General features: G+C 51.6%; 16 protein-coding genes and 1 pseudogene. 8 read left to right on the top strand and 9 right to left on the bottom strand.

Translation table 11 applies throughout. The annotated features are described in order from the left end of the window. Window positions 1-120: 120 nt before the first annotated feature. The 4 genes from DESAC_RS09770 to DESAC_RS09755 form a co-directional block, all read right to left on the bottom strand. Window positions 121-1,140: an asparaginase gene (locus DESAC_RS09770; protein WP_013706900.1), complete on the bottom strand. Its 1,020-nt coding sequence runs from the start codon at window positions 1,138-1,140 to the stop codon at window positions 121-123. 182 nt (window positions 1,141-1,322) lie between these two features. Beyond that, complete coding sequence (locus DESAC_RS09765) at window positions 1,323-3,200, bottom strand: GAF domain-containing protein (RefSeq protein ID WP_013706899.1); 1,878 nt, start codon at window positions 3,198-3,200, stop codon at window positions 1,323-1,325. Between the two features lie 356 nt (window positions 3,201-3,556). Next, window positions 3,557-6,625: a sodium:solute symporter family transporter gene (locus DESAC_RS09760; protein WP_013706898.1), complete on the bottom strand. Its 3,069-nt coding sequence runs from the start codon at window positions 6,623-6,625 to the stop codon at window positions 3,557-3,559. Window positions 6,626-7,545: 920 nt separating this feature from the next. After that, complete coding sequence (locus DESAC_RS09755; RefSeq protein ID WP_013706896.1) at window positions 7,546-8,532, bottom strand: lysophospholipid acyltransferase family protein; 987 nt, start codon at window positions 8,530-8,532, stop codon at window positions 7,546-7,548. 507 nt (window positions 8,533-9,039) lie between these two features. Between DESAC_RS09755 and DESAC_RS09750 the strand changes: the two genes are divergently transcribed. Next, complete coding sequence (locus DESAC_RS09750; RefSeq protein WP_013706895.1) at window positions 9,040-10,293, top strand: OmpP1/FadL family transporter; 1,254 nt, start codon at window positions 9,040-9,042, stop codon at window positions 10,291-10,293. A 1-nt stretch (window position 10,294) separates the two neighbouring features. Here DESAC_RS09750 and DESAC_RS09745 read toward each other — a convergent pair whose 3' ends face one another. The 3 genes from DESAC_RS09745 to DESAC_RS09735 are packed head-to-tail and all read right to left on the bottom strand — an operon-like array spanning window position 10,295 to window position 13,559. Then, a complete protein-coding gene (locus DESAC_RS09745; protein ID WP_013706894.1) occupies window positions 10,295-11,191 on the bottom strand; it encodes a 3-hydroxyacyl-CoA dehydrogenase NAD-binding domain-containing protein in 897 nt (298 codons plus the stop codon). Window positions 11,192-11,221: 30 nt separating this feature from the next. Beyond that, window positions 11,222-12,547 carry a beta-ketoacyl-ACP synthase II gene (fabF, locus tag DESAC_RS09740; protein ID WP_013706893.1) on the bottom strand — a complete coding sequence of 442 codons (1,326 nt, stop codon included), beginning with the start codon at window positions 12,545-12,547 and terminating at the stop codon, window positions 11,222-11,224. 4 nt (window positions 12,548-12,551) lie between these two features. Further along, window positions 12,552-13,559: a lysophospholipid acyltransferase family protein gene (locus DESAC_RS09735; protein ID WP_013706892.1), complete on the bottom strand. Its 1,008-nt coding sequence runs from the start codon at window positions 13,557-13,559 to the stop codon at window positions 12,552-12,554. Between the two features lie 439 nt (window positions 13,560-13,998). Here DESAC_RS09735 and DESAC_RS09730 point away from each other — a divergent pair, with 439 nt between their 5' ends. Beyond that, window positions 13,999-16,812 carry a hybrid sensor histidine kinase/response regulator gene (locus tag DESAC_RS09730; RefSeq protein ID WP_013706891.1) on the top strand — a complete coding sequence of 938 codons (2,814 nt, stop codon included), beginning with the start codon at window positions 13,999-14,001 and terminating at the stop codon, window positions 16,810-16,812. Here DESAC_RS09730 and rtcA read toward each other — a convergent pair whose 3' ends face one another. Next, window positions 16,813-17,847 (bottom strand): RNA 3'-terminal phosphate cyclase, encoded by a 1,035-nt coding sequence (gene rtcA / locus DESAC_RS09725; RefSeq protein ID WP_013706890.1) that lies wholly within the window; start codon window positions 17,845-17,847, stop codon window positions 16,813-16,815. A gap of 9 nt (window positions 17,848-17,856) precedes the next feature. Then, a complete protein-coding gene (locus tag DESAC_RS09720) occupies window positions 17,857-18,069 on the bottom strand; it encodes a dodecin family protein (RefSeq protein WP_013706889.1) in 213 nt (70 codons plus the stop codon). Window positions 18,070-18,535: 466 nt separating this feature from the next. Between DESAC_RS09720 and DESAC_RS17010 the strand changes: the two are divergent. The 6 genes and pseudogenes from DESAC_RS17010 to DESAC_RS09695 all read left to right on the top strand — a co-directional run. Further along, window positions 18,536-18,775: pseudogene (locus DESAC_RS17010) on the top strand (prepilin peptidase); the annotation flags it as partial. Window positions 18,776-18,788: 13 nt separating this feature from the next. Then, window positions 18,789-19,100, top strand: a complete 312-nt coding sequence (locus tag DESAC_RS16305; RefSeq protein WP_052301935.1) for an A24 family peptidase — start codon at window positions 18,789-18,791, stop codon at window positions 19,098-19,100. 72 nt (window positions 19,101-19,172) lie between these two features. After that, entirely contained in the window at window positions 19,173-20,684 is a 1,512-nt protein-coding gene (locus DESAC_RS09710) for a type II and III secretion system protein family protein (protein WP_013706888.1), read from the top strand. Window positions 20,685-20,745: 61 nt separating this feature from the next. After that, entirely contained in the window at window positions 20,746-21,072 is a 327-nt protein-coding gene (locus tag DESAC_RS09705) for a hypothetical protein (RefSeq protein ID WP_013706887.1), read from the top strand. A 107-nt stretch (window positions 21,073-21,179) separates the two neighbouring features. After that, the gene (locus tag DESAC_RS09700) at window positions 21,180-22,478 is read left to right on the top strand and encodes a tetratricopeptide repeat protein (protein WP_013706886.1); all 1,299 of its coding nucleotides are present in this window, start codon (window positions 21,180-21,182) and stop codon (window positions 22,476-22,478) included. Window positions 22,479-22,709: 231 nt separating this feature from the next. Continuing rightward, window positions 22,710-23,582 carry a tetratricopeptide repeat protein gene (locus tag DESAC_RS09695; RefSeq protein WP_169311527.1) on the top strand — a complete coding sequence of 291 codons (873 nt, stop codon included), beginning with the start codon at window positions 22,710-22,712 and terminating at the stop codon, window positions 23,580-23,582. The last annotated feature ends 2 nt before the right edge of the window (window positions 23,583-23,584 follow it).

Raw genomic sequence — 23,584 nt, 5'->3', positions numbered from 1 at the left:
TTCGCTTAGGGTGACAGAAAAAAACCGGTTTTATAAAAGCTTTTAACCGAAAACCGGTAACAGAAAACTGAATACCTAAAACCAGAAAACGATATTACTATAGCAATTCTGGGGTGAATTTCAACCCGTTTTAATCAATTCAAAGGCCGGGCGAATCTGGCCGACGACTTCCTTCCGGTGGTTTTTGATATCCGAGTGATGATAAGCTGTTAGGACCTCGGCGGCCGCAGCGGTCAACACCCTTAGTTGGGCCAGGACTTCCACAGCGGTGGAATTGAGCCCGCGGGCATGTCCGTCTGAGATCTTGATCGCGACGCCGAGTCCTTTGTTTAGCAAGGCCAGGCTATAGCCTCCCTCTGCCCCGGTCTTGGCAATTACCTGACCCGGGAGGGCCTGCATAATGTCCGTGCAGATGCGGCCATCGCCGGCGATCAGGCGAGGATGTGCCAGACAGGCGTGGGCTAGCGTTTTTATGGCGTTATCGAGAGGCGCAGCCGCCGGTCCGCTCCACCCGGCCGCAGCGAACCTGGCATAGGCCAGGGCAATGTGTCTTAACGGAACAAAAAAAACCGGTGCACCGCAGCCGTCTATGGCCACGGTTATCTGATCCGCTGGCGTCTCGGTGACGACGGCAATAGTATGAAGGATAAGCTGCTGTACCGGATGACCTGGATCTAAGTAGTGATCCAGGGGCCAACCGTGGTGGACACACAGGGCCAACATGGCGGTGTGTTTCCCGGCACAGTTGTTATGCAGCGGGCTGGGGGCGAGACCTGCTTTGGCCATGGCCTGCGCCGTTGGTCGATGTGAGGGGGCGTGAACCCCGCATTGCAGGTGCTCGACGCTAAGACCTAGCCGTGCCAAAACCTTTTCTACGAGGGCGACCTGAAAATCCTGGCCGTTTAAAGAACCGCAAAAAAGTGCCAATTCTTCATCGCCAAAACCGAAATTGCGGGCGGCACCGGTAGTTATAACGGGTAAGGCCTGTATCGGTTTGGCCATGGAGCGCAGGCAGACCCACATGTCGGGATTTCCTAAGGAGCAGGTAAGGCGCCCTTCCCGGTCAACTACGGCAATATCGCCGAAATGGATGCTCTCCACCCGAGCCCCCCGGGTGACCTCCACCAGTTTCTCACTCATTGCGGACTCCTTTCAACCACCTGACCGTAGCCGCCCACAGCGTTGGTAAAGTTTTCGGCAAAAGAACGTTCTAAGGCTAAGTACAAAATCTCATCCACAAGGGTTGGATAGGTGAGAAAATAAGACAGCTTCCTCATTGCGAAGCTTTTATCATACCGATACTCCTCCTTCCAACCGCGTTCTCAAAAAGAAACTTGAAAAGAGAGGGTAACCCGAGTCCCCCGGCCGGGTTCACTGGCGATCTGGATCTCACCCTGGTGAGCCGCCATAATCTGTTGGGAAATGGCCAGACCTAAGCCGGAGCCCCGTGGTTTCGTGGAAAAGAAGGGCTGGAAAATCTTGGCCAGCGCCTCGGGGGGAATACCAACGCCAGTGTCGCTGATCTCTACCAGAATGTGTCCGGGAACGGTGCGGCTGGCGAAAGTCAAAGTTCCGGAATGTTCCATGGCCTCCAGACTGTTTTTGGCCAGATTCAGGAAAACCTGCCGCAGGTGTTCCGGATCAAATGCAAAAGTGGGAAGTTTGGGGTCTAGGTCTAGTTTAAGTCTCACCCTTTTTTCTTCCAAAATCGGGTCCAGAAAGCGGCAAACCTCCTGGATGAGCACATTAAGATCACCCACCACCAAATGCGGCTCCGAAAATTTTCCATAACGCCCCACTTCCAACAGAAAATCTTCCAGGCGCCTGATTTCGTCGATGATGATCTGCAGCTTCTCCAGATTTTTTTCCGGCGAACCGTCAAGATTCTCTCGTACCTGCCGAGCAAAACCGCCAATAACCATTAGCGGATTTTTAATTTCATGGCTGATATGAGCCGCCATCCGCCCCAGGATCGCCAGCCGCTCATTTTGCAACAGCTTTTCCTGAAGCAGGCGCCGTTCCCGCAGATCGCGGAAGAAGCCGACAATTGCAGCCACCTGGTGGTCATCGGTAATAAGTGTGGCCGATAATTCTACCGGAATCAATTCGCCCTGTTTATTTAAAACGACGGTTTCATAATTAACCAACCGCTTCCGGCCACCATACCGGGGAGATAGCAATTCTTTCAAAATCTTACGGGCGACTCCGGAAGAATACAGTTCCTGAACCTTGATAACACCGACCACCTCTTCCTTCCGATGTCCTAGGATCGTTTCCGCTCCGGAATTGAAGATGAGTATATTGCCCTGCCGATCGCTGGCAATAATGCCATCGTTGGAGGTCTGGATGAGCTTGGTCTGAAATTGGTGCATGCGCTCTATCTCATGAGCCATGGCCTGCGTCGAACGCTGGCGTTGAATATGCCACCACATGCCCTGGAGCAGTAAGGTAAGCTGCCGCTGATCCTGCTCGTTATACGGCTCCGGTTTGTTGCCCACAGCGGCCAATGCCGCTACTCGGCCACTATCTAGGACTGGAACCAACAGGAGACGGTTAATCGAGATATGGCCAGCGGGGTAGCCCTTTTTAATCTCCTGGGATTGTTCATAATCGTTGACAATCAGCGGCCGGCGGCGGCGTACCGCTTCCCCCCATAATCCGGCGGTGGCGATGGGATATAACAACGGCCGGCTATGAACCGAACACTGGTCCATGACCTGGCGAGACCAGGAAAGAATCCGTAGGTTGGCTTCGTTCTCATCGACCATTCCCACGAAGCCGACCTGACTCCTGGTTAGCTTAACCCCGGCTTCCAGGGCAAAATCTGTGACTTCCTGCAATGCAGCGGAGGTCATCTGGTTCAGCTCCCAGACCGCCGCCAGGCGGGATTCATTCAATCGCAGCGCCTCCTGTGAACTCTGGAGCGTTCGAAAAAGCGGATAGATACAGGATATACCTAAGAGGAATAAGGCGGAGACAACAAGGGCCACAAATTCAGCCGAAATATCAATCGGATGTAGATAGCCAGAGGTCAGCAATTCATAAAGGCTGATCACTCGACGGATGATCATCAGAAATAGGGCCCCGGCAATAATAATCCAGGCCCGGGCGCGGCCAGTGATGCGGATGAGACGCAGAGCCAACACCGCGGCCAGCAATTGGAACAGGATTGATGCTATGAGAAGGATCTCAATATCCATGAACCGTTCCTACAAGGCATCCTCAGGAAATAATATTCGAAATTACCAAGAAAATAAGTTCCGATTTAGCAAAAGCGTCTGCCCTCCAGATCTACTCTCATAAGTTCACATATTTAAAAATCACAACGAAGCATAAAAACCCGCAAGTCCCGAGTATTCAGTTCGCAATGTCGGCTCACAGCTCACGGCTCACGGCTCACAGCTCACGGCTCACGGCTCACGGCTCACAGCTCACAGCTCACGGCTCACGGCTCACGGCTCACAGCTCACGGCTCACGGCTCACAGCTCACGGCTCACGGCTCACGGCTCACGGCTCACAGCTCACGGCTCACGGTTTTCATATAAGCATATGCTATTACGCATATTTGGCGATGGGTAGCTTAACAGTTGCCGTTGTACCGACGTTTTCCTCGCTAGCAATGCTGACCTGCCCCCCGTGTTGCGAGATGATCTTGTGAACAATGGGGAGACCTAAACCCGGACCGGCGGGCTTAGTAGAGAAGAAGGCATCGAAAATATGGGGCAATATGGCGGCAGGAATTCCCTTGCCATTATCAATAATCTGAATCTGAACATAACCGTCGGGACTTTGCGCAGTGACAACTTCCAGAGAGCCCCCCGACGGCAGGGCCTCCAGGGCATTAGCAATCAGTTGCAGCAAAGCCCTTTTTAAATTACCCACATCCATGGTCAGAGGAGACAGACCATCGGCCAGATTCACTCTTAATTTAATCTGCTTTTTTTCGAAGGCTTCTTTCATGATGCCTAAAGCGCCGCGCACCACCTGATTGATATCGGATTCCTCCTCCCGGGGAATAGCCACGACGGTTGTCTCAACTATATCACCCACCATCTTTTCGAGCCGCTCTGCCTCTTTAATGATAATTTCGGCGTATTTTTGAGTAATCGATCCGGGCGGGAGCTTTTTGGCCAACCGGTGAGCAAAGCCGCCGATAGCTACCAGGGGGTTGCGGATGTGGTGGGCCACCATCTGGGCGCTGCGCACCGCCAGGCCCAATTGACCAGCCAGGGATTGGAAAAACTCGACGTGCTCCTTGGCAAAAAAACCTTTTTGGTTGCTAGCCGCAGTGAGGACGCCTAGCGACACCGTTTCGGTGGCGATCGGAGCCATGACAAAAGAAGCCATCGGCTCCTCTTCATACAACCCCTGCAGGCGGTCCCAGACGATAGAGCTATCCGCCACCGAAATAACCTGAGGAGTGAGAAGGCATTGCCCCAAGAGAGGCCGCATGTCGGGTTTGATGCTTATCTCCATTGCCATAGGCGATAGGTTACGGGAGCTCTTAATGCGCAGAAAACCGTCCCCATCCAAGAGCCGGACGGCGCACCTCTCCACCCCTAAACGATTCACCAACAGATCCAACACGCCTTCCATCAATTCGGGCATATATAGAGAGGAGGTAAGCTTGCGCGCGGCTTCGTAGAGCACCGAGAGCTCCGCCACCCGGCGTTTAAGTTGCTCCTGACTCTCTTCCAAAGAACTGGTGATCCTCCCGAAGAGATCAAAAACCTCTTCCATCCTGGAACCTACCGAAGAAAGATAACCGTCCATGATGATCCGAGCGGCAGCCGGTCCGATAGAACCGGCAATGGTGCGCTCAACGAACTCAGCAAGCTGCATCTTCTCCTGATCGCCCCATTCTTCTTCTCGGTTCTTATTCTCATCAAGGAATTGCTGGCGGGCTTCGGCCGCTTTTTGCGGATTGATGAATTTTGCCATAAATTGGGTAAGCTGATCCAGGCTCGGGAGATAAGTAAAGCGTTTTTCCCTCCGGCGGCCCGCCTCACCGATAAAGATGTCGACAAAACGCCCGCTCTGCTCTTCTTCTTCGGAATCGGGTCGGGTGAGCACCGAGACGCAGACAAAGACCAGGATGTTGCTCGTCATTGACCAGAAAAAGGCATGGGAGAGATTGTCCAACCCGATAAGACCAAAAAGAGAGGTGGGTTTGAGCCAGGGAAAGCCCCATGGACCCGAGGTCAAGATAGAGGTTGGCAGCCAACCTGATTCCACCATGGGCGGCAGGACAAGGGTATAGGCCCAAAGAGCAAAACCGATACTTATACCCGCTATCGCCCCATTTTTGTTTGCCTCCCGCCAATACAGGGCACCTAAAACCGCCGGGGCCAATTGGACCACACCACAAAAGGCGATGTGTCCCATGTCCACCAACATCATGGAAACGCCAATCAAACGATAACTGCCGTACCCCAATAAAATGACGATCAAGATGCCCAGACGCTTGATCAGTAGAAGATGCGGCGAAAGATGGTCTGCTAGGTGGAGACGCAGAGCCGATGGCATAATCAAGGTGTTTAACAACATGGTGCTGACGGTTATGGAGGCCACGGCCACCATGGCGGTGGAGGCCGACAACCCTCCCAAAAAGGCCAGGAGGGCCAGGAATGGATAGCCGTGCTCCAAAGGGAGACGCAGCACAAAGGTATCGGCCTGCATCTGCGGCAAACCCAAGAGCAGGCCGCCAAAGGCAATAGGTGCAACAAACAGATTAATAAGGAAAAAATACAACGGCAACAACCACATGGCGGTAAGAAGATGCCTCTCTTCCGTATTCTCGACAACGGTCATATGAAACTGTCTGGGTAACAGAATAATGGCTCCCATGGCCAATAAACTTTCCACCAGGAATAACATAAAGGTATTTAAAGGATTGGTGTTCAAATAAGGCAATCGGCTGAAATCCTGATGGCGACTGATGCGACCGAAGAGGTCGCCCCAACCCGAAAATAGCACCCACGAGACCAAAACGCCGATTGATAGAAAAGCAAGCAGCTTGACCAGAGACTCAAAAGCCACCGCCGCCACCATACCCTCGTGACGTTCGGTAGGATCAAGATGCCTGGCCCCGAAAAGAATGCCAAATATGACCAAAATCAGGGCCACATAGAAAGCGGTGTCTTGCAAGATATTGGCTCGGCCAAGGACCGCAACATTACGGTGTACCAAGATAGTAAACGTGTCAGAAACCGATTTTAGTTGGAGTCCGATATAGGGGATTATAGCCAGCAACACCCCCACAGTAGCCAGAGCGCCCAGAAAACTGCTTTTCCCAAAACGCAGCGCCAAAAAGTCGGAAAGCGTCGTAAGATTGTTTTCCTTGCACACCCGGAGGATTTTGCGAGCCACAAACCACCAGGCGAAAGCCCCCAAAGTCGGCCCCAGGTAGGTCGAGAGAAAAACCATTCCCTGGGTAGCCGCCTTGCCGACACTGCCATAAAACGTCCAGGAGGTGCAATAAACAGCTAATGAGAGGGTATAGATATACGGATTGGCAATCAGACTGCGGCCTTGAGACCGCCGGCGGTCGCCATAAAAAGCTAATGCGAACAGGAATAGTAGATAACCAAATGCCGCCAGGGCAACTGTACTTTGGGACAACATAGGTCCTTAACCGAAAGTAAGTGCTGGTCTCGGAGAATTCAATCAGACAGGGAAAAGGTCAAAATCGTTCTTAATAGAACTTCATCTTTTTTATAATAATCGAACCGGGATGTTTATACAAGGAGGGATTCTCGCGCCGCGGCAAACACCCAAACCATCCGGGTGTTTGAACAGATGATTGGAAGCAGGCAATTCGTAACACCTCAGTTGTTTGGGTCGAATACAAGAATCGCCCCTGCGGATGGGCCTGAATGATCCTTTCCGGTTAACCGCCGAGGGTTCATTGGCGCCGATTGCGGCAGTGCGGTTTAAGGGATAATAAAGTTGGTCTGGATAGTGCTCAGCCTCCTAAAGTGAAAAATCCGATCGGCAATTGCCATTGTTTCGTTGACATAATAAGGCCTTGTGGTGGTAGGGGCAAGTCGTCATTGCGGTGGGCAGACGGGTAATCTTGGAGTCAGACGGGATTGCAAAAACCTCTCGGCGATAGAGCGGCGATTTGAAACTCGCCCCCCTCGTTCCATAGGAATGGTGTAACATGAACCTCAAGACCCTGAAAGCAAACGATTCTGTCATATTCCTTTACGATAGGCGGCTCACTGGCACAATACCTATCGATGCAGGCAGTGATAGTGTTATCCGAAACTACCCTGTTTTACTGAGTCATATCATTGCTACGCTAAAGTCGTTCTTCTCGACTATCTAACAAGATTCGCTTCCTGCAGCATCTATCATCCGGAACGAAACGAAGAATCGCCTAGCTAAAAGGGATAGATTTTTCTCCATGTCCAGGATGAGAATTAAAGAATATGAGCAAGACCTCTCTCATAAATTCTTTATGGATATTAAATCATAATTTATTTAATAATTTATATAGTAATTTACATTATATAATCAGCATTTCTTCTGTCAAGTCATTCTTAGTGTGCATGGCGAAGAGTAAAACGCGCCGGTGCCAACGAAGGTTTGACTGCTGGCGCGATGTTTTCCAGATATGGACTGATCATCTTGCCGAATTTTTTCCATTGATACCATTGTGTCGGACACGCCTGGAGCATATTCTCCAGCACTGCCAGGCACTTTTCTCCCATCCTCGTTTCAGTCGACGATTTTAGGGTAATGGGGGTCAACTGCAGAGCATAACCCTTGCCATGGCGGCTCACTAAGGCTGAAACCACCGGAGAGCCTGAGCGTTTGCTCAAAATGTCCAGAGATCGGTCATAGTCCAGCCAGGCACCCAAGAAAGAGATCTGGTAATCATCCTTTGCCTTCCACTCATCAAACTCATCTGACTCGGTAATGATAATCTTTCCCTGTTTCAATGCTTTCAGGGCCGCTAAAAGGCAGTTGCCGCGGTCCGCGTCAATTACTTCGAGATCCACCTGCCCGGCGCGCTCAACTAACGTGTCTCGTAGTCGACTTGTCTGAAAACGGCAAATAATGGCGACCTTATAGCCTTTAAAGGCCAACGCCGCCGGCAGGAATTCCACCGCGCCAAAATGGCCGGTGGCCAGAATGGCGCCTTTCCCGGCCGCCAAGGCCTGCTGCAGCGCTTCTTCGCCCTCGAATCGCAGTCGTTTACCCAGGAACTTTTTCACCCGATTAAAAGGGGAATAGGCCAAAAAAAGCTTTTCGTGATAGTGATCGAAGATACCCTTAAAAGTCTTTCGGACCATCCGGCGCAGCTCTGAAGCAGTTAATTTCTCACTCCAGACATAGGTAATGGTCTGCTTAATTAATTGCTTTTCCTTGCGATTGAAAAAATAGTAGAGTCGGCCTAAAGCAATGAGGTAGCAGCGTGAAAGGAAGAAGGGCAGGAATCGGATCAACCAGCTATTCAGTCTCATCTGGAGGAATTTGCTGAGATTGAGACGCAGCCGACGGGAGATAAATTGTTTCGGATTCATGATGATCTCCTTTTAACATATTTCTATTATTGCAATAAATTGCCAAACAATGGCCTTCGCTCCTTTTACAGATACCTCTCCATTTATGCTTACCGGCCAGATCACATTGTTCCCGCCAGGAGCAGTATGAGGACGTATCTGCTTAAAAAATTATTTCTGTCAGGATGAACGAATTATACCCGTTTCATATGAATTTGTGAATTATATTTTTACATTTTTTATCGACTGATTGTAAAAAAAATTTTATTTTAGAGAAAAAAATAATATCTCGAATATTGCAGATAATTTAATAGGATACAATATAAATATATTATCTTGTCGTAATAATTTGCCTCTAATAATTTATTAAATTATTAGATATGCCGATAATATAACAATATGGTTATTCGTTTAAATATTTAAAATTGGCAACAAAATGATTGCTGCTTAGCTTAAAGTATGCTAAAAAGAATTTTAATATTCCTCCCCTTTTTTAGCCTGCACCTCAAACAAGAAAGGAGCCGACCCGTGCCAAGAGACGTTGCCGTCTACTTGATAGTTTTGTGCATGGTGTTATGGAAGGTATCTGGGGTGTATGCAGCCGGCTTCGCCGTCTTGCAGCAGGGGACGGCGGCAATGGCCCAGGGTAATGCTTTCGTAGCACAAGCTGATGATCCCTCTGCCATCTTTTACAATCCCGCCGGTTTGATCCAGTTAAAGCAACCTGAGATCTACCTTAATTCGGTTCTCAGCAGTACCAATCGCACCTACAATAGCCCGACGGGTCTACATGCCACCGCCAAACACGAGATCTTTTCTGTACCCGCCTTTTATGCCGTTTTGCCTCTGAATGAACGTTTTGTCGCCGGGTTGGGGTTGTTTACCCCCTTCGGTTTAGGAACCGAGTGGCCCTCGACCTGGGCCGGACAATACCTCACCACCAAGTCCAAGCTGCAGACATTTAACCTCAATCCGGTAATCTCGGTGAAACTGCTCGATAACTTATCCGGCGCCGTGGGTTTTGACGTTTTATGGTCGAAGGTGCAGATCCGCCGCAAGACCGTCCGCTTTGTACCCCCGTTGCGGGATATCGACAATGATTTCAAGGGCGATGGGGTTGGCTTCGGCTATAACCTGGGGTTGTTGTATGAACCGATGGAAGGCGTCAAGTTGGGTGTCCATTATCGGAGTGAGATCAAGGTGACCCATAGCGGCGATCTGAGCGTCTCTCTGCTAGATAATGTCGGAGGTGAGGCGGATGTGGTCTTCCCTCCTTCGGTGACTTGGGGTTGCGCCTATAGCCGGATCAAACCTTTTGTCTTTGAATTCGACGTAACCTGGACGGGCTGGTCAACCTACAAGAACCTACTCCTCACACTAAACCAGCCAATCCCGGCAACAATTCCGCCTGCCACTCTTTCCTCGATCCTGCAGGAGAAAAATTGGGACGATACCTGGGCCTTCCGATTCGGTGCCAATTACGAACTTCGCCCCGGCATGAAAGCTCGTGTGGGCTATATCTACGATCTGACGCCAGTGCCTTCCGACACCTTCGACCCGACCATTCCCGATGCCAACCGGCATATTTTTACCATTGGCGGTGATACCCAAATCGGTCGCTTCACCCTCGGGTTTGCCTACAACTACATCCTGAGTGAAAATCGTTCCAAAGCAAACATGTTGGCGATTAATGGCACACCGTTGCCGGCGGCCAACCAAGCCAATGGCAAATATGAAAGTGACAATCATTCTTTGGGTTTCAGCCTCTCCTGTAAATTCTAATTCAACTAACTGACGCCAGTTTGGGGCGGGAATAGCTATAAAATCCCCTGCCGGTTTTTTGTCCTAAATGGCCCTGCTCGATCTTCGGTTGCAGCCACTCCAAAGCTCCCGCATAGAGAGGATTTTCGGGGGCTACGGCCACTCCAAAGCGCAGAATATGGGCCACAGTGTCTAATCCCACCCCATCCATGATGCCGAAAGGTCCCTGCGGCGTCTGCATAACTGTCTTCCAGGCCCGATCAATATCCTCAACGTTGGCCACGTCAGCAACGACTAATTCCAGGGCTGCCGTCAGCAGGTTGGTCAGCATGGCGTTAAAGACGTAACCGCGATGTTCTTTCCTGAGTACGATCGGTTGGAGTTGCAGACGGCGGGAAAACTCCGTTAGGGTTTGGACGTATTGCAGATCGGTTTGTGCATGCGGCATGATATCCACGACATTCTTGATAAAACAGAGCTGGTGAAAATGCCATGCCAGAAATCGCTCTGGCCGACCACATGCGGCAGCAAATTCGGATGGCAGAAGCATAGATGAATTGGTGGTCAAAATGGCCTGAGCCGGGAGCAGCGGCCCGAACTGAGCCCAAATCTGCTGTTTCAGCGATAGGTTTTCGGTAACCGATTCGCTTACCAGGTCTACATTGGCAGCTGCGACGATTGGATCTGTGGTCAAGGTGATGCGCTTCAGGGCTTGGGCAGCCTTGTCCGAACCGATAAACCCACCTTGAGTGAGATAGGAAGCATATCGCTTGAGATGGCGGCGGGCTCGGGCCAGAGAAATTTCGGAACGGCCATACATGACTACCTCTACCTCAAAAAGGGCACCCTGGAGGGCGATCTGGCGGCCCATCAGGCCGGCGCCGATGACGAGCATTTTTTTAATTTCCTGAGTTTGCATGAGTATTCCTTTCCCTTGTTGCGGTTCGGTTTAAAGAATCCATGACGGATATCTCTTGAACAATAACGCCGCGTTTGTGCCGCCGAAGCCGAAGGAATTAGAGAGAGCGTAACGAACCGTTCGGTTCTGAGCCTCACCTGCTACCAGGGACAGACCGGCACAATCCGGATCGATTTCCACGAGGTTCAGGGATGGCGGTATCACCTCCTGGTGCACCGACAACACAGTAAAAATGGCCTCCACAGCCCCGGCAGCTCCCAAGAGATGACCGGTCAAAGATTTGGTGGCGCTGACGGCAGGCTGCTGAGGAAAGAGTTGGCTGATAGCCCGGGCCTCATTTCGGTCTCCTACCGGCGTCGAAGTGGCGTGGGGATTGAGATAGTCGATCTCACGGGGCTCTATGCCAGCATCCTGCATCGCCCGGCGCATACACCGGATAGCACCTTTGAGATCGGGATCGGTAATGTGGTGACCATCGCCACACATGCCAAAGCCGCTCAACTCAGCGAATATAGGAGCATTCCGGTTTAAGGCGTGGGTTAACTCTTCCAGCACCATGATGCCAGCCCCCTCAGCCAGGACAAACCCGGCGTGCTCTTGATCAAAGGGTCGGCTGGCGGCTTCCGGACGGTCGTTAAAACCGGTGGCCAAGGCACCCATACGATAGAAACCCGCCACGGTCAGAGGCGTCAGTGCCGCTTCCGCCCCTCCGGCCAGCATGATATCGGCCTCGCCCAGTTGAATAGATCGAAAGGCGGCGCCGATGGCCTGCCCGCCGGCGGCACAGGCACTGGATAGGGCGGTATTGGGTCCCTGGGCGCCAATGCTGATGGCTACGTTCCCGGCAGCCAGGTTGGGTAGCAGTTTGGGAACCATGAAAGGAGAAACCCTCTTCACCCCTTCTTGATCAAACTTTCGGCAGGCTTCTTCCCAACTGGCGACGCCGCCCATGCCCGTAGCGATGATAGTGCCGAGGCGCTCCGGGTCTTCGACTGAGGGATCCAACCGGGACTGCGCCAAGGCCTCATAACTGGCGGTCAGGGCATATTGGGTGAAACTATCGGTGTACTTGGCCAGTTTCAGGTCTTCTTTAGTCAGGTCAGGTTTAGCTGATAGCATCCGGGCCTTAAAATCGAAGTCTTTTACTTCACCGGCGATGAGTGGAAAGTCTTCAGGAATTTTATACCGTTGACAAAATTCCTGCAGGTCGGCGGCGAACTTCGTTACCTGAGCAATTCCCGAGCAGCCGGCCACTAATTTTTTCCAGGAATCAGACAGGGAGTTTCCCAAAGGGGTTACCAGACCCATACCGGTTACTACGACCCTTCGAAGATTGATAATCTTGCCGCTTAACATTGAACTACCCTCCTTGAGTGGTCAGCACCGCACAATTCAATGCACAGGGGACAGCGGACAGTGAACGGTAGGCAGTGGGCGGTGGGCAATGGGCTGGCAAGGCCGCAATAAATCGGCCGAACTCTTTCCACTGGTACCATTGTTCGGGATGTCTGAAGATCTCTTCCTGGAGGCGATGCAAACAAAGAGCACTCGTCTCGCGTGTGGAAGAGAAGGCGGGTACCCCGGCAAGCTGCACACAGTATTGCCGCTTCGGTTCCCGTCGGACCAAGGCCGTAAGCACCGGCGCCCCGGAGCGCTTCTGTAAAACGTTCAGGGTGCGATCACTCGGGAGGTGGAAGCCCAAAAAATCCACGGGCTGCTCCGGGTTGAGCCGCCATTGTTCAAATTCGTCACACTCGGTAATCAGAATCCGGCCTTCCCGGAGGGACTTTAGGGCTGCGGGCAGGACCTTGCCATGCTCGGGAAAAATCAGTTTGAGATTGATGAGAGCCGCCCGAGACGTCAGAGAGGCGGCCAGTTCCTTGGTTTGCGGCCGGACAATGATCGCCGTCGGCCAGCCCTGAAGTGCCAGGGCACCGGGCAGAAATTCCACGGCACCGAAATGTCCGGTGGCCAGGATGACCCCGCAACCGCGGTCCAGGGCGTTCTTTAGCTCGGTTGCGCCCCGGATCTGCAGACGCTGCTGTAATTCCGCCTTCACGCGATTCACCGGGGCATAGGCCAAAAAGAGCTTTTCCTGATAATGGGTGAAGATGCCGCGGAAGGTGCGGGCAATAAGCCCTGATAAAGCGGACTGCGGCATGCGCGGCTCAAAGACCTGGGTGATGGCATGGCAGATGAGATCACGCTCCTGGGGATTCAGCAGGTAGTACAACTTCCCGATACAGGAAAGGTAGAAGCGGGAGACTGGGAAAGGAACGCGGCGGGCCAGAGACCGGCTAAGGTGCATCTGACAAAACTTGCTGAGGTTGAGTCGCTTCTTGGGCGAGCGGTTAAGGATGTTTTGCATGGCTATCCTCCTTGGGTATTGTGCCGAAGCAATTCGGATAGCCAGGATATTATTGATATATAAGCAAGTTAGACAGAACAGATAGGACAGTTGTCACAAAGTTGGGTTGCTGGCTGCTGGTCTCTGATTGTTGGCAGATGGTGTATGGTTTTCGATTATTCCGTCTGTTAATTAATTAAAACCATTATGTCGAAATATATTGACAAATAATTTTAATAGGTTAGTATAATATCGAATATGTCTAAAAACATGAACATATATGTTAGAAATATGAAAAGTGAAGTTGGCAGAATTTGTTTGGCTCGATGATTTTTGAGGCTATGCGGTCAACGATCGTTCATTTCGGCCGCTTCATTGCGCAAATGTTCAATTCTGTGATAACGGGCGCCAGGATGCACCCTCTCAACCCAGAAACTCCTTTCTCGTCAGGGCGGCAGACATGGAAAAGCATCATGGATGCCTGAACACCAAGGTAATCATTGATTATTTTCAGGAGCATTTTCCTGCCCTAACCCCTACCCTCCTCCAGGATTTACATCCTGAAATAGAAGTCTTGCCAAATCCGCAGGAGTTCCTCACCGACATCAACAACTGGGTGTCCAGCGACGTGGTCATCCAAATGTTCAAGAAAGCCAGGAGCTTGAGTCAGGATGATGAGATAGCTTTCAAGATCGGCAGCTATGCTGCTACTAAACAGAAATTCGGCTATGTTCAACGGATTATTACCCAGGCCTTTGGCAACCCGCGCCTGGCCTTGAAAAAGATTCAGGTAATCAGCGATAAGTTCAACCGCAACAAGACGGTGGAGGTGCAGTTTATCGGTCGCTGCCAGGCGGTCGTCAAGTTTCGTTATTTTCGCCATATCCCGGCTGATGAAGATTTCTGTCTCTTTAATCGGGGCATCCTGACGGCCATGCCGACCATCTGGCATCTGCCGCCCGGGGATTTAGAGGAAAGGCGCTGTTATTTCCATGGGGATGATTATTGTGAGTATTTTTGTACGTGGGAAGACCGATCGCGCTTAAAGAAATGGCTGCGAAGTGTATTTCTCCCCTGGCGGTTATTGCGGGATACCATCCAGGAGTTGGAGAAAGATAAGGAGATTTTAAAGCGGAAATACGATGAAGTACATCATCTGAATCTGCAGCTCAAGGAGAAGATCGATCAGCTCATGTCTCTGCCGGAAACCTGTATGGCGGCCCTGACTGCGGTTGATCTGAAAGGTCTGCTGCAGGTCACCCTAAATTTCTTAATCAGGTTCGCCAAATTAGATCGGGCCGGGGTTTTTTTACTTAACGAGGCATCAAATCATTTAGAGATCCACTGTGGAGTAGGGATTGATCCAACCCTGTACGAGAAGGTAAAAGATTATAAGATACCGGTTTCGAAGGTGGATAACGTCATTGCCCGGGTTGCCATCAACGGCATCCCTGTCGTTATCAACGATGTGGCCCACAGCCGTTTGAACAAGGGGAATCAGCTCATTCAACTTTTTCAGCCCAAGGCATTCATTCTGGCTCCTATATCGGTGCGCGGCAAGGTCATCGGGGTGATCCTGGCCGACAGGATGCGGTGCGATCCTCATATTGCCGACATCGACAAAGAGCTGGTCATGAACTTTGCCCATCAGATCGCCATGGCTTTAGACAGCGCCCTGATGCATCGTAGACTGGAAATTTCGGAACGGCGATATCGGGAACTGGTGGAGAACGCCTACGAAGGAATCTGGATCATTGACGGACAGGGGATTATTCGGTTTGCTAATCGCCGTCTGCGGGAGATTATCGACGAAGAACATCTTGAGGGGAAAGAGCTCTCTCTCTTCCTGAGGGGTGATAACAGCAAGTTTTTAGCCACCATGCTAGTACAGAACCGCAAGGGCAAGGTGGCACAGCAGGAACTGGAACTCCAGACGCCGAAAGGCAAGACAATATCAGTTATTTTGAGTTCAGTACCTCTCATGGAAGAGGAGCAATATGTCGGGTCTTTTGCGATGATTAACGATGTTACCTCCATGAGAAAGATGGAGCGGCAGTTGCTGCAACAGCAGAAGATGGAGGCCATCGGTGCTCTAGCATCGGGGTGGGCTCGAAATTTCAATGATATATTGATCAATATCCTGATACTCAACGGTCTGGTACTGGCCGATCTGAAGCCGACGGGGCCGGGTTATAATGACCTCAAACAGATTGAGCAGGAAGTAACCAAAGGCGCTGAACTGATTGACCAGTTATTATCGTTTGGACAACGGCATTTCAGTCTTAAACCGGTGGACCTGAATCTGCTTATCGACAAGATCATCAAACTGCTGCGATTTTCCCACAAACAGATGCGGATTCATTACCGACCGGGGCCACAAGTGCCGGCTGCTGAAGTTGACCAGGGGCAGATTGAACAGGTTTTGGTCAATGTATTGTTGATGGGGAGGCCCCGAGGCGCCAAGGTTCAGGAGGTCGCCATCAGCACCGAGGAAGTTGTTTTGGATGAGGAATTCTGTCAACCTTACAACCGGTTGCCCGGCCCCTATGTATATATTGCGTTTAATTTTCCGCAGTTGGTCGTAAATGCCGAGTTGCAGGGGAAGATTTTTGAACCTTTTGTGGTGTCGGAAGAAGTAGGGAGTGAGGGCCGGCCTTCTCTGGCCTCGGTGTATTCTATTATTAAAAATCACCAGGGCATTATTGAAATGGACAGTGAGGCTGCTTTTGGCACCACATTCCACATCTATCTGCCGGTCTCGAAGAAGCCGGTGCAAACTTATCAGCCGCGCCCGCTGCGGTTTGTGAGGGGTTCCGGGGTCATTCTGTTGGTAGACGACGAGGAACCGGTGCGGGCTATAGGCGCCCGGATTTTAGGTAGACTGGGATATAAGGTTATCCCGGCGGCCACCGGGATGCAGGCAATTGCCATCGTGCAGGAGCGTCGGGAGGAAATTGACCTGGTGGTATTGGATATGGTTATGCCCGGCCTGAGCGGGCGGGAAACCTTTTACCGGTTGAGAGAGATCGACCCGGAAATCAAGGTACTGCTCTACAGTGCACACAGCATGGATGAAGATGTGCACCTGATGATGGAGAAAGGGGCCTTGGGATTCATTCAGAAACCATATCGCATTGCCGCCCTGTCACAGAAAATTGCGGCCATGTTAGGGGGCGGCAAAACGGTCAAACCGGAAGTAATCGATGCAGAAGATGCAGGAACGCAGCCGGAGAATGCCCTCAGGGATGAGTGGTCTGCGGTCAGTGGTCAGTAATTACCGATTAAAACCCCGGCTACCTTTCACCATAATTATTCCCGTACCCCCCAGATTACCCTGCACTGCAAACCTTTGGCCTAAAAACCGATCAATCACCCAAATATTGGTGAGCAGATGAGACGTGATCATCTCGCTGCTGAACCTGGAGACACCTGCGGCCAGGGCGGCATACAACGCTATCTGATCTGCCAGACGGCAGTCCACCCCGGTTCTAAGCGTTAAAAAACGTTTCAGTGCCATAGCCGCTTCAAGCGCGACGCTCTCGGCCGGTTTGCCTCGAGCCCCCAACGCCGAGAATCCGGCATGCGGTCCCCAGAGAAATACGAAACTGCCTTTTCCCCGGCTGGGAGCCTTTTCTTCCAAAATACGCAGGGGCCAATCCAAAGATTGTTGCAGAGCCTGCATCTGGCGCCGTGTAACGTGGGCAGGAAGATTGGCTGCGGCCGACAAACCTTGAAAATCCGTTGCCGCCGGTGGGTCGGTCCAGTCTATGGCATTGAGTTCTTGAACCGGTGCCAGCCGCAGTCGGATCTCTCCTCCTCCCAAAGGATAAAATCCCCATCGGATTATTTCCAGGTCTGCGTTCAGGCCCATCTCTCTTAGCGCCGGAAGAAAAACGGCGTTAAGATAATGCGCCGGCGGACTCCAAGGTACATGAGTGCCACCTTTGATGATCAGACTAGAAGGCGCATCGGCAAAAATCAGAACGGGCAGCAGTGTTTGGGCGATTAAGCAGACCGAACCCGCGCTACCGGTTTTTTCAGCGACATCAAAGGTGTAGTTGCCGGGGAAAATTCCCTGGGGCGAGAAGGTGAGGCAGGTGGAGCCGATCTCGTCTCCGGTTAGAGCAGCATGGGTAACCTGGGCCAGGGCGCGGACGGCAGTAAGATGCTGCGGCCTGAGACCGGGTTGCCTTCGACCGTAGCGGATCCGATCCAGTCGTATGGCGTTACCGGTGAGGGCGGCCAGCGACAGGGAGGTACGAATTATCTGGCCGCCCCCTTCACCATATGACCCGTCCAGAACGAGCATTGCGATGGATTATTCATCCAAAATAAAGATGACTTCCATGCGCACCCGGTAAGTATCAATTTTGTCATCCTTTACCGATACCCGTTGTTCCACAACCCTGAGACCGGTGATACCCCTCAAGGTCTTGGAAGCTCGGGTGAAGCCGACATTAATGGCTTCTTTAAAGCCCACAGGAGATTCCGCAATGATCTCCGTCACACGAGCAACTTGCTCTCTGCCCATAACTCATCCTCCCTTCTTGGATTCTTCGAACCCACACCGCAGTCTGCCGGGTTCTCAACTACCCTTTATGTTATGTTCGAAGAAGCGGATTTGCAAGGCGAGGTTGTATATTGTTTAAAATTAATTACTTTTATTCCAAGCTGCTTTAAAACTCCCGATTTTATGAAACTATTACTCTGGGCATAGCGTAGCGATCGTCTTTCCCCTCTCGTTTCCAAGCTGAAGCTTAAGAAGGAGGCGGAGGGGACATGCAATGAGGAATATCGGAGACAGCCTTCATTCCCACCTGCCCCGCGTTCCTTCGGGAATTGCTGGCTTTGTTAAATTATTCCCTGCCACCCGATGATTTAGTCACAAATGAATTAATGAAATTAGTCAGGGTTGCCGATTAATATCATGACATTCAGATTTGCTTAAACATTTACACACCCAATTTCCCCAAATAATAACCTGCGTAAGGTGAAACATGAGTGATGCCGAATTTCTCGCCTGGGGGCGGTATCTGCCGATGAATTTACTCCCACCCCTCTTGCTGGCGTTAGCGATAGCTGCCAGTGACCTGCACTCTCGACGGATTCCGAATTATCTCACTTTCGGTGGCGCTTTAGCCGGTCTGTTTTATCAGACGGTATTCTTCGGCTGGTCTGGTCTGGGGCAAGGACTGTTCGGTCTGCTTTTAGGTCTAGGTCTGCTGCTGATTCCATATATCCTGGGGGGGGATGGGTGCTGGAGATGTCAAAGGTTTGGCTGCCTTAGGCGCCTGGTTGGGTCCCAAAGGCTGTTTTTCCCTCTTCTGTTATATGGGGATAGCTGGCGGGCTGATGAGTTTAGGTGTGTTAATATGGCGGGGGATTCTCTGGAGTTTTCTCAAACGCGGCTGGGTCCGGTTCCAAACCATGGTCTTGTGTCGCGGTCAGGGCGTCCTGCTGGAGACTATGACGCCCAGTTCCAATCAGACTCCGGGCATCCCGTATGGGATGGCTATTGCCTTGGGGATGGGTGTCCTGCTGGTGCGGGGGAATCTTTTTTAGAACGGACCGGCCTTTCTGCCAACAGAAGATAACGCGGTGCGGTCGTACGGGTCAAGTAAGGACGGAAAAGCGATGCTAACTGCCATTGGAAAGGGATATCCAAGATTGAATGCCAAGGGCCTCATACGCTTTCTAGCGGCAATGGTTTTAATTTTGGGCAGTGCCGCCGTGTACTCTCCTCCGTCCGTCTTGGCGGCTCAAGCCCTCCTGGAACGGGTAAAAGATGAGGATTTGGAACAGGTGATCCGGCTACGGGTCGGACGCTCCAAGGTGCTGCGGACTTCTTTTACGATCTCTCGTATATCCGTAGCTGATCCCGAGGTGGCCGATATTATCATGATCTCCGAGCGGGAAGTGTATATCAACGGCAATGCCCCTGGGGTTACCAATATCAGTCTTTGGGGCAAACGAAGTTTTTCCAGCGCCAAGGTAACGGTGGAAGCCGATGTCAGCCTGTTAAAGGAAAAACTCTTCAAGGTATTGCCCAAAGAGAAGATTGCCGTAGAGGCTGCCGAGGATACAGTCGTCTTATCAGGAGAAGTTTCCGGTCCGGTAGCCCAAGAAACCGCCATATCATTAGCCACCGCCTTTTCCGGCGGCAAAAAGGATAAGGTGGTGAACCTTCTCCATATCGGCGGTGTGCAGCAGGTCATGGTGGCGGTGCGGGTAGCGGAGATCAACCGGTCGGTAGGAAAAGAGATGGGCATCAACTTTGCCTATTCCAACAAAGCCGGCAACTTTGGGGCAACCCTCTTAAATAGTTTAAGTATCTTAAAGAACATTGACCGGAATCTCGACTCAGTGACGGCGCCAGGAGTTTTGGTCAATCCCGGAGTTACGACATCCTCGCAACAGTTTTCCAGCTCGGTTAACGCCGTCTTCGGCGGACTCTACGGATCATTTTTCTGGACGGCCTTCTTTGATGTCTTGAAAAAAAATGGTCTGGGACGGATACTGGCCGAACCCAATCTGGTGACCACCAGTGGACAGGAGGCCAGTTTCCTGGCCGGCGGCGAATTTCCCATTCCGGTACCGTCCGGATTAGGAACTACCTCAATAGACTATAAGAAGTTCGGCGTCGGCCTAGTATTCACTCCCACCGTGTTAGACAACGACAAAATTGCCCTGCGCATCAATCCGGAGGTCTCAGAATTAGACTTTTCCAGTCAGACCACGGTGGTAGTAAATAATTTTATAGTACCGGGGCTCAAGGTTCGCCGGACTACCACCCAGGTGGAGATGAAAGACGGCCAGACACTGGCTATCGCCGGCCTGCTGTCGGACCAACACCGCAATGTTGTGAATAAATATCCCTTATTAGGAGATCTGCCCATTCTAGGGGTGCTCTTCCGTTCCAGCAGCTTTCAAAAAAGCGAAACCGAGCTGGTCATCCTGGTAACCCCCCACCTGGTCAAATCTCAGCCCCCCGGACCCCACCGGCTGCCGACTGATAAATACATCGAGCCCACTGATTTGGAGTTTTATCTTCTGGGTCGGAGTGAAGGCCGAGATAAAAAACCACAGCCACCCGCGGCGTCGCCAGCTCGAGAGATCACCCCGCCGGGGTTCGGACATCTGGAATAGGAAGAGTCGTTTGGGGTGAATAACCGATTATAACCTGACACGTTTAACCGTTGGAGAATTAATGATGAACGAACAACCGATTAATTGCCGAAAAATAGCCTACAGAAGGAGCCGCCTGTTGACCTCGATGTTGGCGGTGCTCATCGGTGCTGCTATATCCGGCTGTGCCCCAGATTCTGCCCTAAGAGATGATTACGGCACCTCTTGGGCTTATAATCAAGCTGTGCAGATCGTCAATCCCCAGGCCGCCCTGACTGAATCTCCAACTACTGGGATGAGTCCAAAAGCCGCGATTACCAATATGGAGGGCTTTAACAAGAGTTTCGAACGTCAACAGCCTGAAAAAGCTGCAGCCAGTTTTATTCAATTAGGCACGGGCGGTAAATAAGACAATTTTCTTTCCAGGTCTGCCAGAGAACGTTTATACCTGAGACCCGCCGCCCCCCCCCAGGTAAAACGATGTTTCCAGAATCGGCAATGTTCAGGATGCCTATCATGAAAGCTTTTCAATTAACTATTATCTGTCTGGGTATGCTGCTCGGCTTGGCTGGCGGATGTCAGCATAGAGCGTCGCCAACTATGGAGATGGAGAAAAAATTCTTCTCCACCTTGAGAGCTGTTCCCGACAGCGAGCGGGCCATTCGCAGTGCTCATTATTTCAAGCTTTCGGGGCGGTATGATCTGGCACTGCAAGAACTGAGCACCGCCGCTGAGAACGATCCGGCCAATACCAGGCTTTTGAATGTCTTGGGGAGCTGCTATGATTTCCTGGGTGATTACGCCAAAGCTCAATCCCTTTATGAAAAGGCCTTGTCTCTAGATCCGGATAATCTGAGTGCCATGAATAACCTGGGTTACTCCAACTATCTATCCGGCAATTATAAAGCGGCTGAAAAGCATTTCCGGATGGTGCTGGATCGAGATCCAAACTATCTCCTGGCCCGTAATAACCTCGGATTACTCTGGTGCCGGCAGGGCAGGGATGATCAGGCCCTGGCCCTGTGGCGCAAAACCGAGGGCGAAGCGCCGGCCAGAGAAAAATTAAACCAGGTGCTGGCCGGTTTGGGCAGGCCCACGTCTGGCCCTCATTCTCCGGTTGCTCCCCGCGCCTCCTCAATAGCCAGCCTATCTAAAGATCCCAATCTACCGCCGGAAAGAGCAGGAGACCCAAACCGACTGCAGCCGCAAGAACCTAAGAACACCACCTCCCGGTCCAAAAACAATAGCTCGCTCACCCTTAACTCGGATTCCGAATCCTCCCAAGGAGAAAAGGCGCGGCCTGTAATGGCAGGTCCGCCGCCGACCAAAAAAGGCGGCCATCCGAAACCTGGACCGGTGGAAAAGGCCGAGTTAGTCAGTCCTGCGGCAGAATCCGAAAAACCTCCTGATCACGAAGGCAACGGTTTTTCTGCGTTGGAAAGCATCAAACTCGCGAGTTACGGCGAGATTGTTCAGGAATCTGCAAACCGTAGTGAACAGCAACGCCCGTCTCCAGCATCTCGGGCACTCCCCTTGTGCCGGGCTATCGATGCTGCAACGGAAGAGACAATGGCGCCGATCAGCACCCGAAAACCCAAGACCCTCGAGAGCCCCCTTATTGACTCCACCAGCAATGACGATTCACCCCGAATCGCCAAGCAGCAGTATGACGTTGGTAAACCGAAAAAGAAAATAGCGCGACCCTGCCGGTTTTCAGCACGCCGTCCGTCGAAATGGCTGCAGGGATATCTCCTCCTGGTGCACGATCCGAAGAAAATGTTAGGAGCAAGGGAACGCGAGTTAGTGGTCTATTAACTCCGAGGTCCTAAGCGGAGACAGCCGATGAAATGTAATATGCTCTCCTGGCGGATAATTTACAGGAACAAACATCTCTTCCTGGCACTCTGCTTGCCACTTGTTCTGTGTCAGTGCCTCGGCACCAAATCAAAGACGCAAACCCCGGGTTTCCGGGGTCTATCTGGGGCAGAGTCCAGCCGTCTGGCCGAAATATACGGCCCTGGGCTAAAAGAGCCGAAGTCCGATCAGGTGGATCGAGATCTGAATCTGGAAGAACTGGCCAGTCAAGGCGATCTTTTTTTACAGGGTCGGCAGTATGAAAGCTCACTCATAAATTATTATAAGATTTTGGCGCAAGAACCACTGCGCCACGATATCCGTTATAAGGTCGGGGTAATATTGCTCCTGACGGGGAAGCTGGCCGAGGCCGAGAAGGAGTTGGCTGAAGTCCTCGCCTACCAGACAGATTTGGTGGAGGCCCATGAAGCCTTGGGTTTGGTTTTCCTGCAAGAGGACAAATTATCAGAAGCCCAGCATGAGTTTCGGACGGCCCTAGCCCTGGAACCCCGACGCCCATTAGCCCGCTATTTTTTGGGCGTGGCGTATCTGCGGGCCGACAACTATTCCCAGGCGCTGAGCGAATTCAAGCAGGCCCAAGCATCATCGCCGAACAGCGCCCGAATCATGAGCGATCTGGGCTGGACCTATTTCAAATTGAAAAATTATGATCAGGGATTGCAGTGGCTTACCAAAGCCAAAAATCTCAACCCTAACGATCCGAAGCTTAACCGCCGATTGGGCGAGGTCTATGCCACCCTGAATAGATTCCCCGAAGCCCTGGCGGCGTATCGCCAGGCAGGGGATGAGGCCCAGGCTTACAATAATATCGGAGTGCATTATTTCGTAGCCCAACGCTACCGCAAAGCAGCCCGTTGTTTCCAGAAGGCCCTGGAAATGCGCAGTACGTTCTATCAGGAAGCCAAACTCAATCTGGAAAAAGCTCTCCAAAAACTCCAGGAAGAGCAGGCCGGACAAGAAACAGTTCCGCAATCTAACCATCAGGGGCATAATGGCGCACAACTATCCAGGAGTCTGCCAACCACGCCCGGAGAAGATGAGTAGCC

This window comes from Desulfobacca acetoxidans DSM 11109 (genome assembly GCF_000195295.1).
GTDB lineage: Bacteria > Desulfobacterota > Desulfobaccia > Desulfobaccales > Desulfobaccaceae > Desulfobacca > Desulfobacca acetoxidans.
Note: the sequence above shows the minus strand (reverse complement) of the source record. Positions and strands in the feature narration are given on the sequence as shown.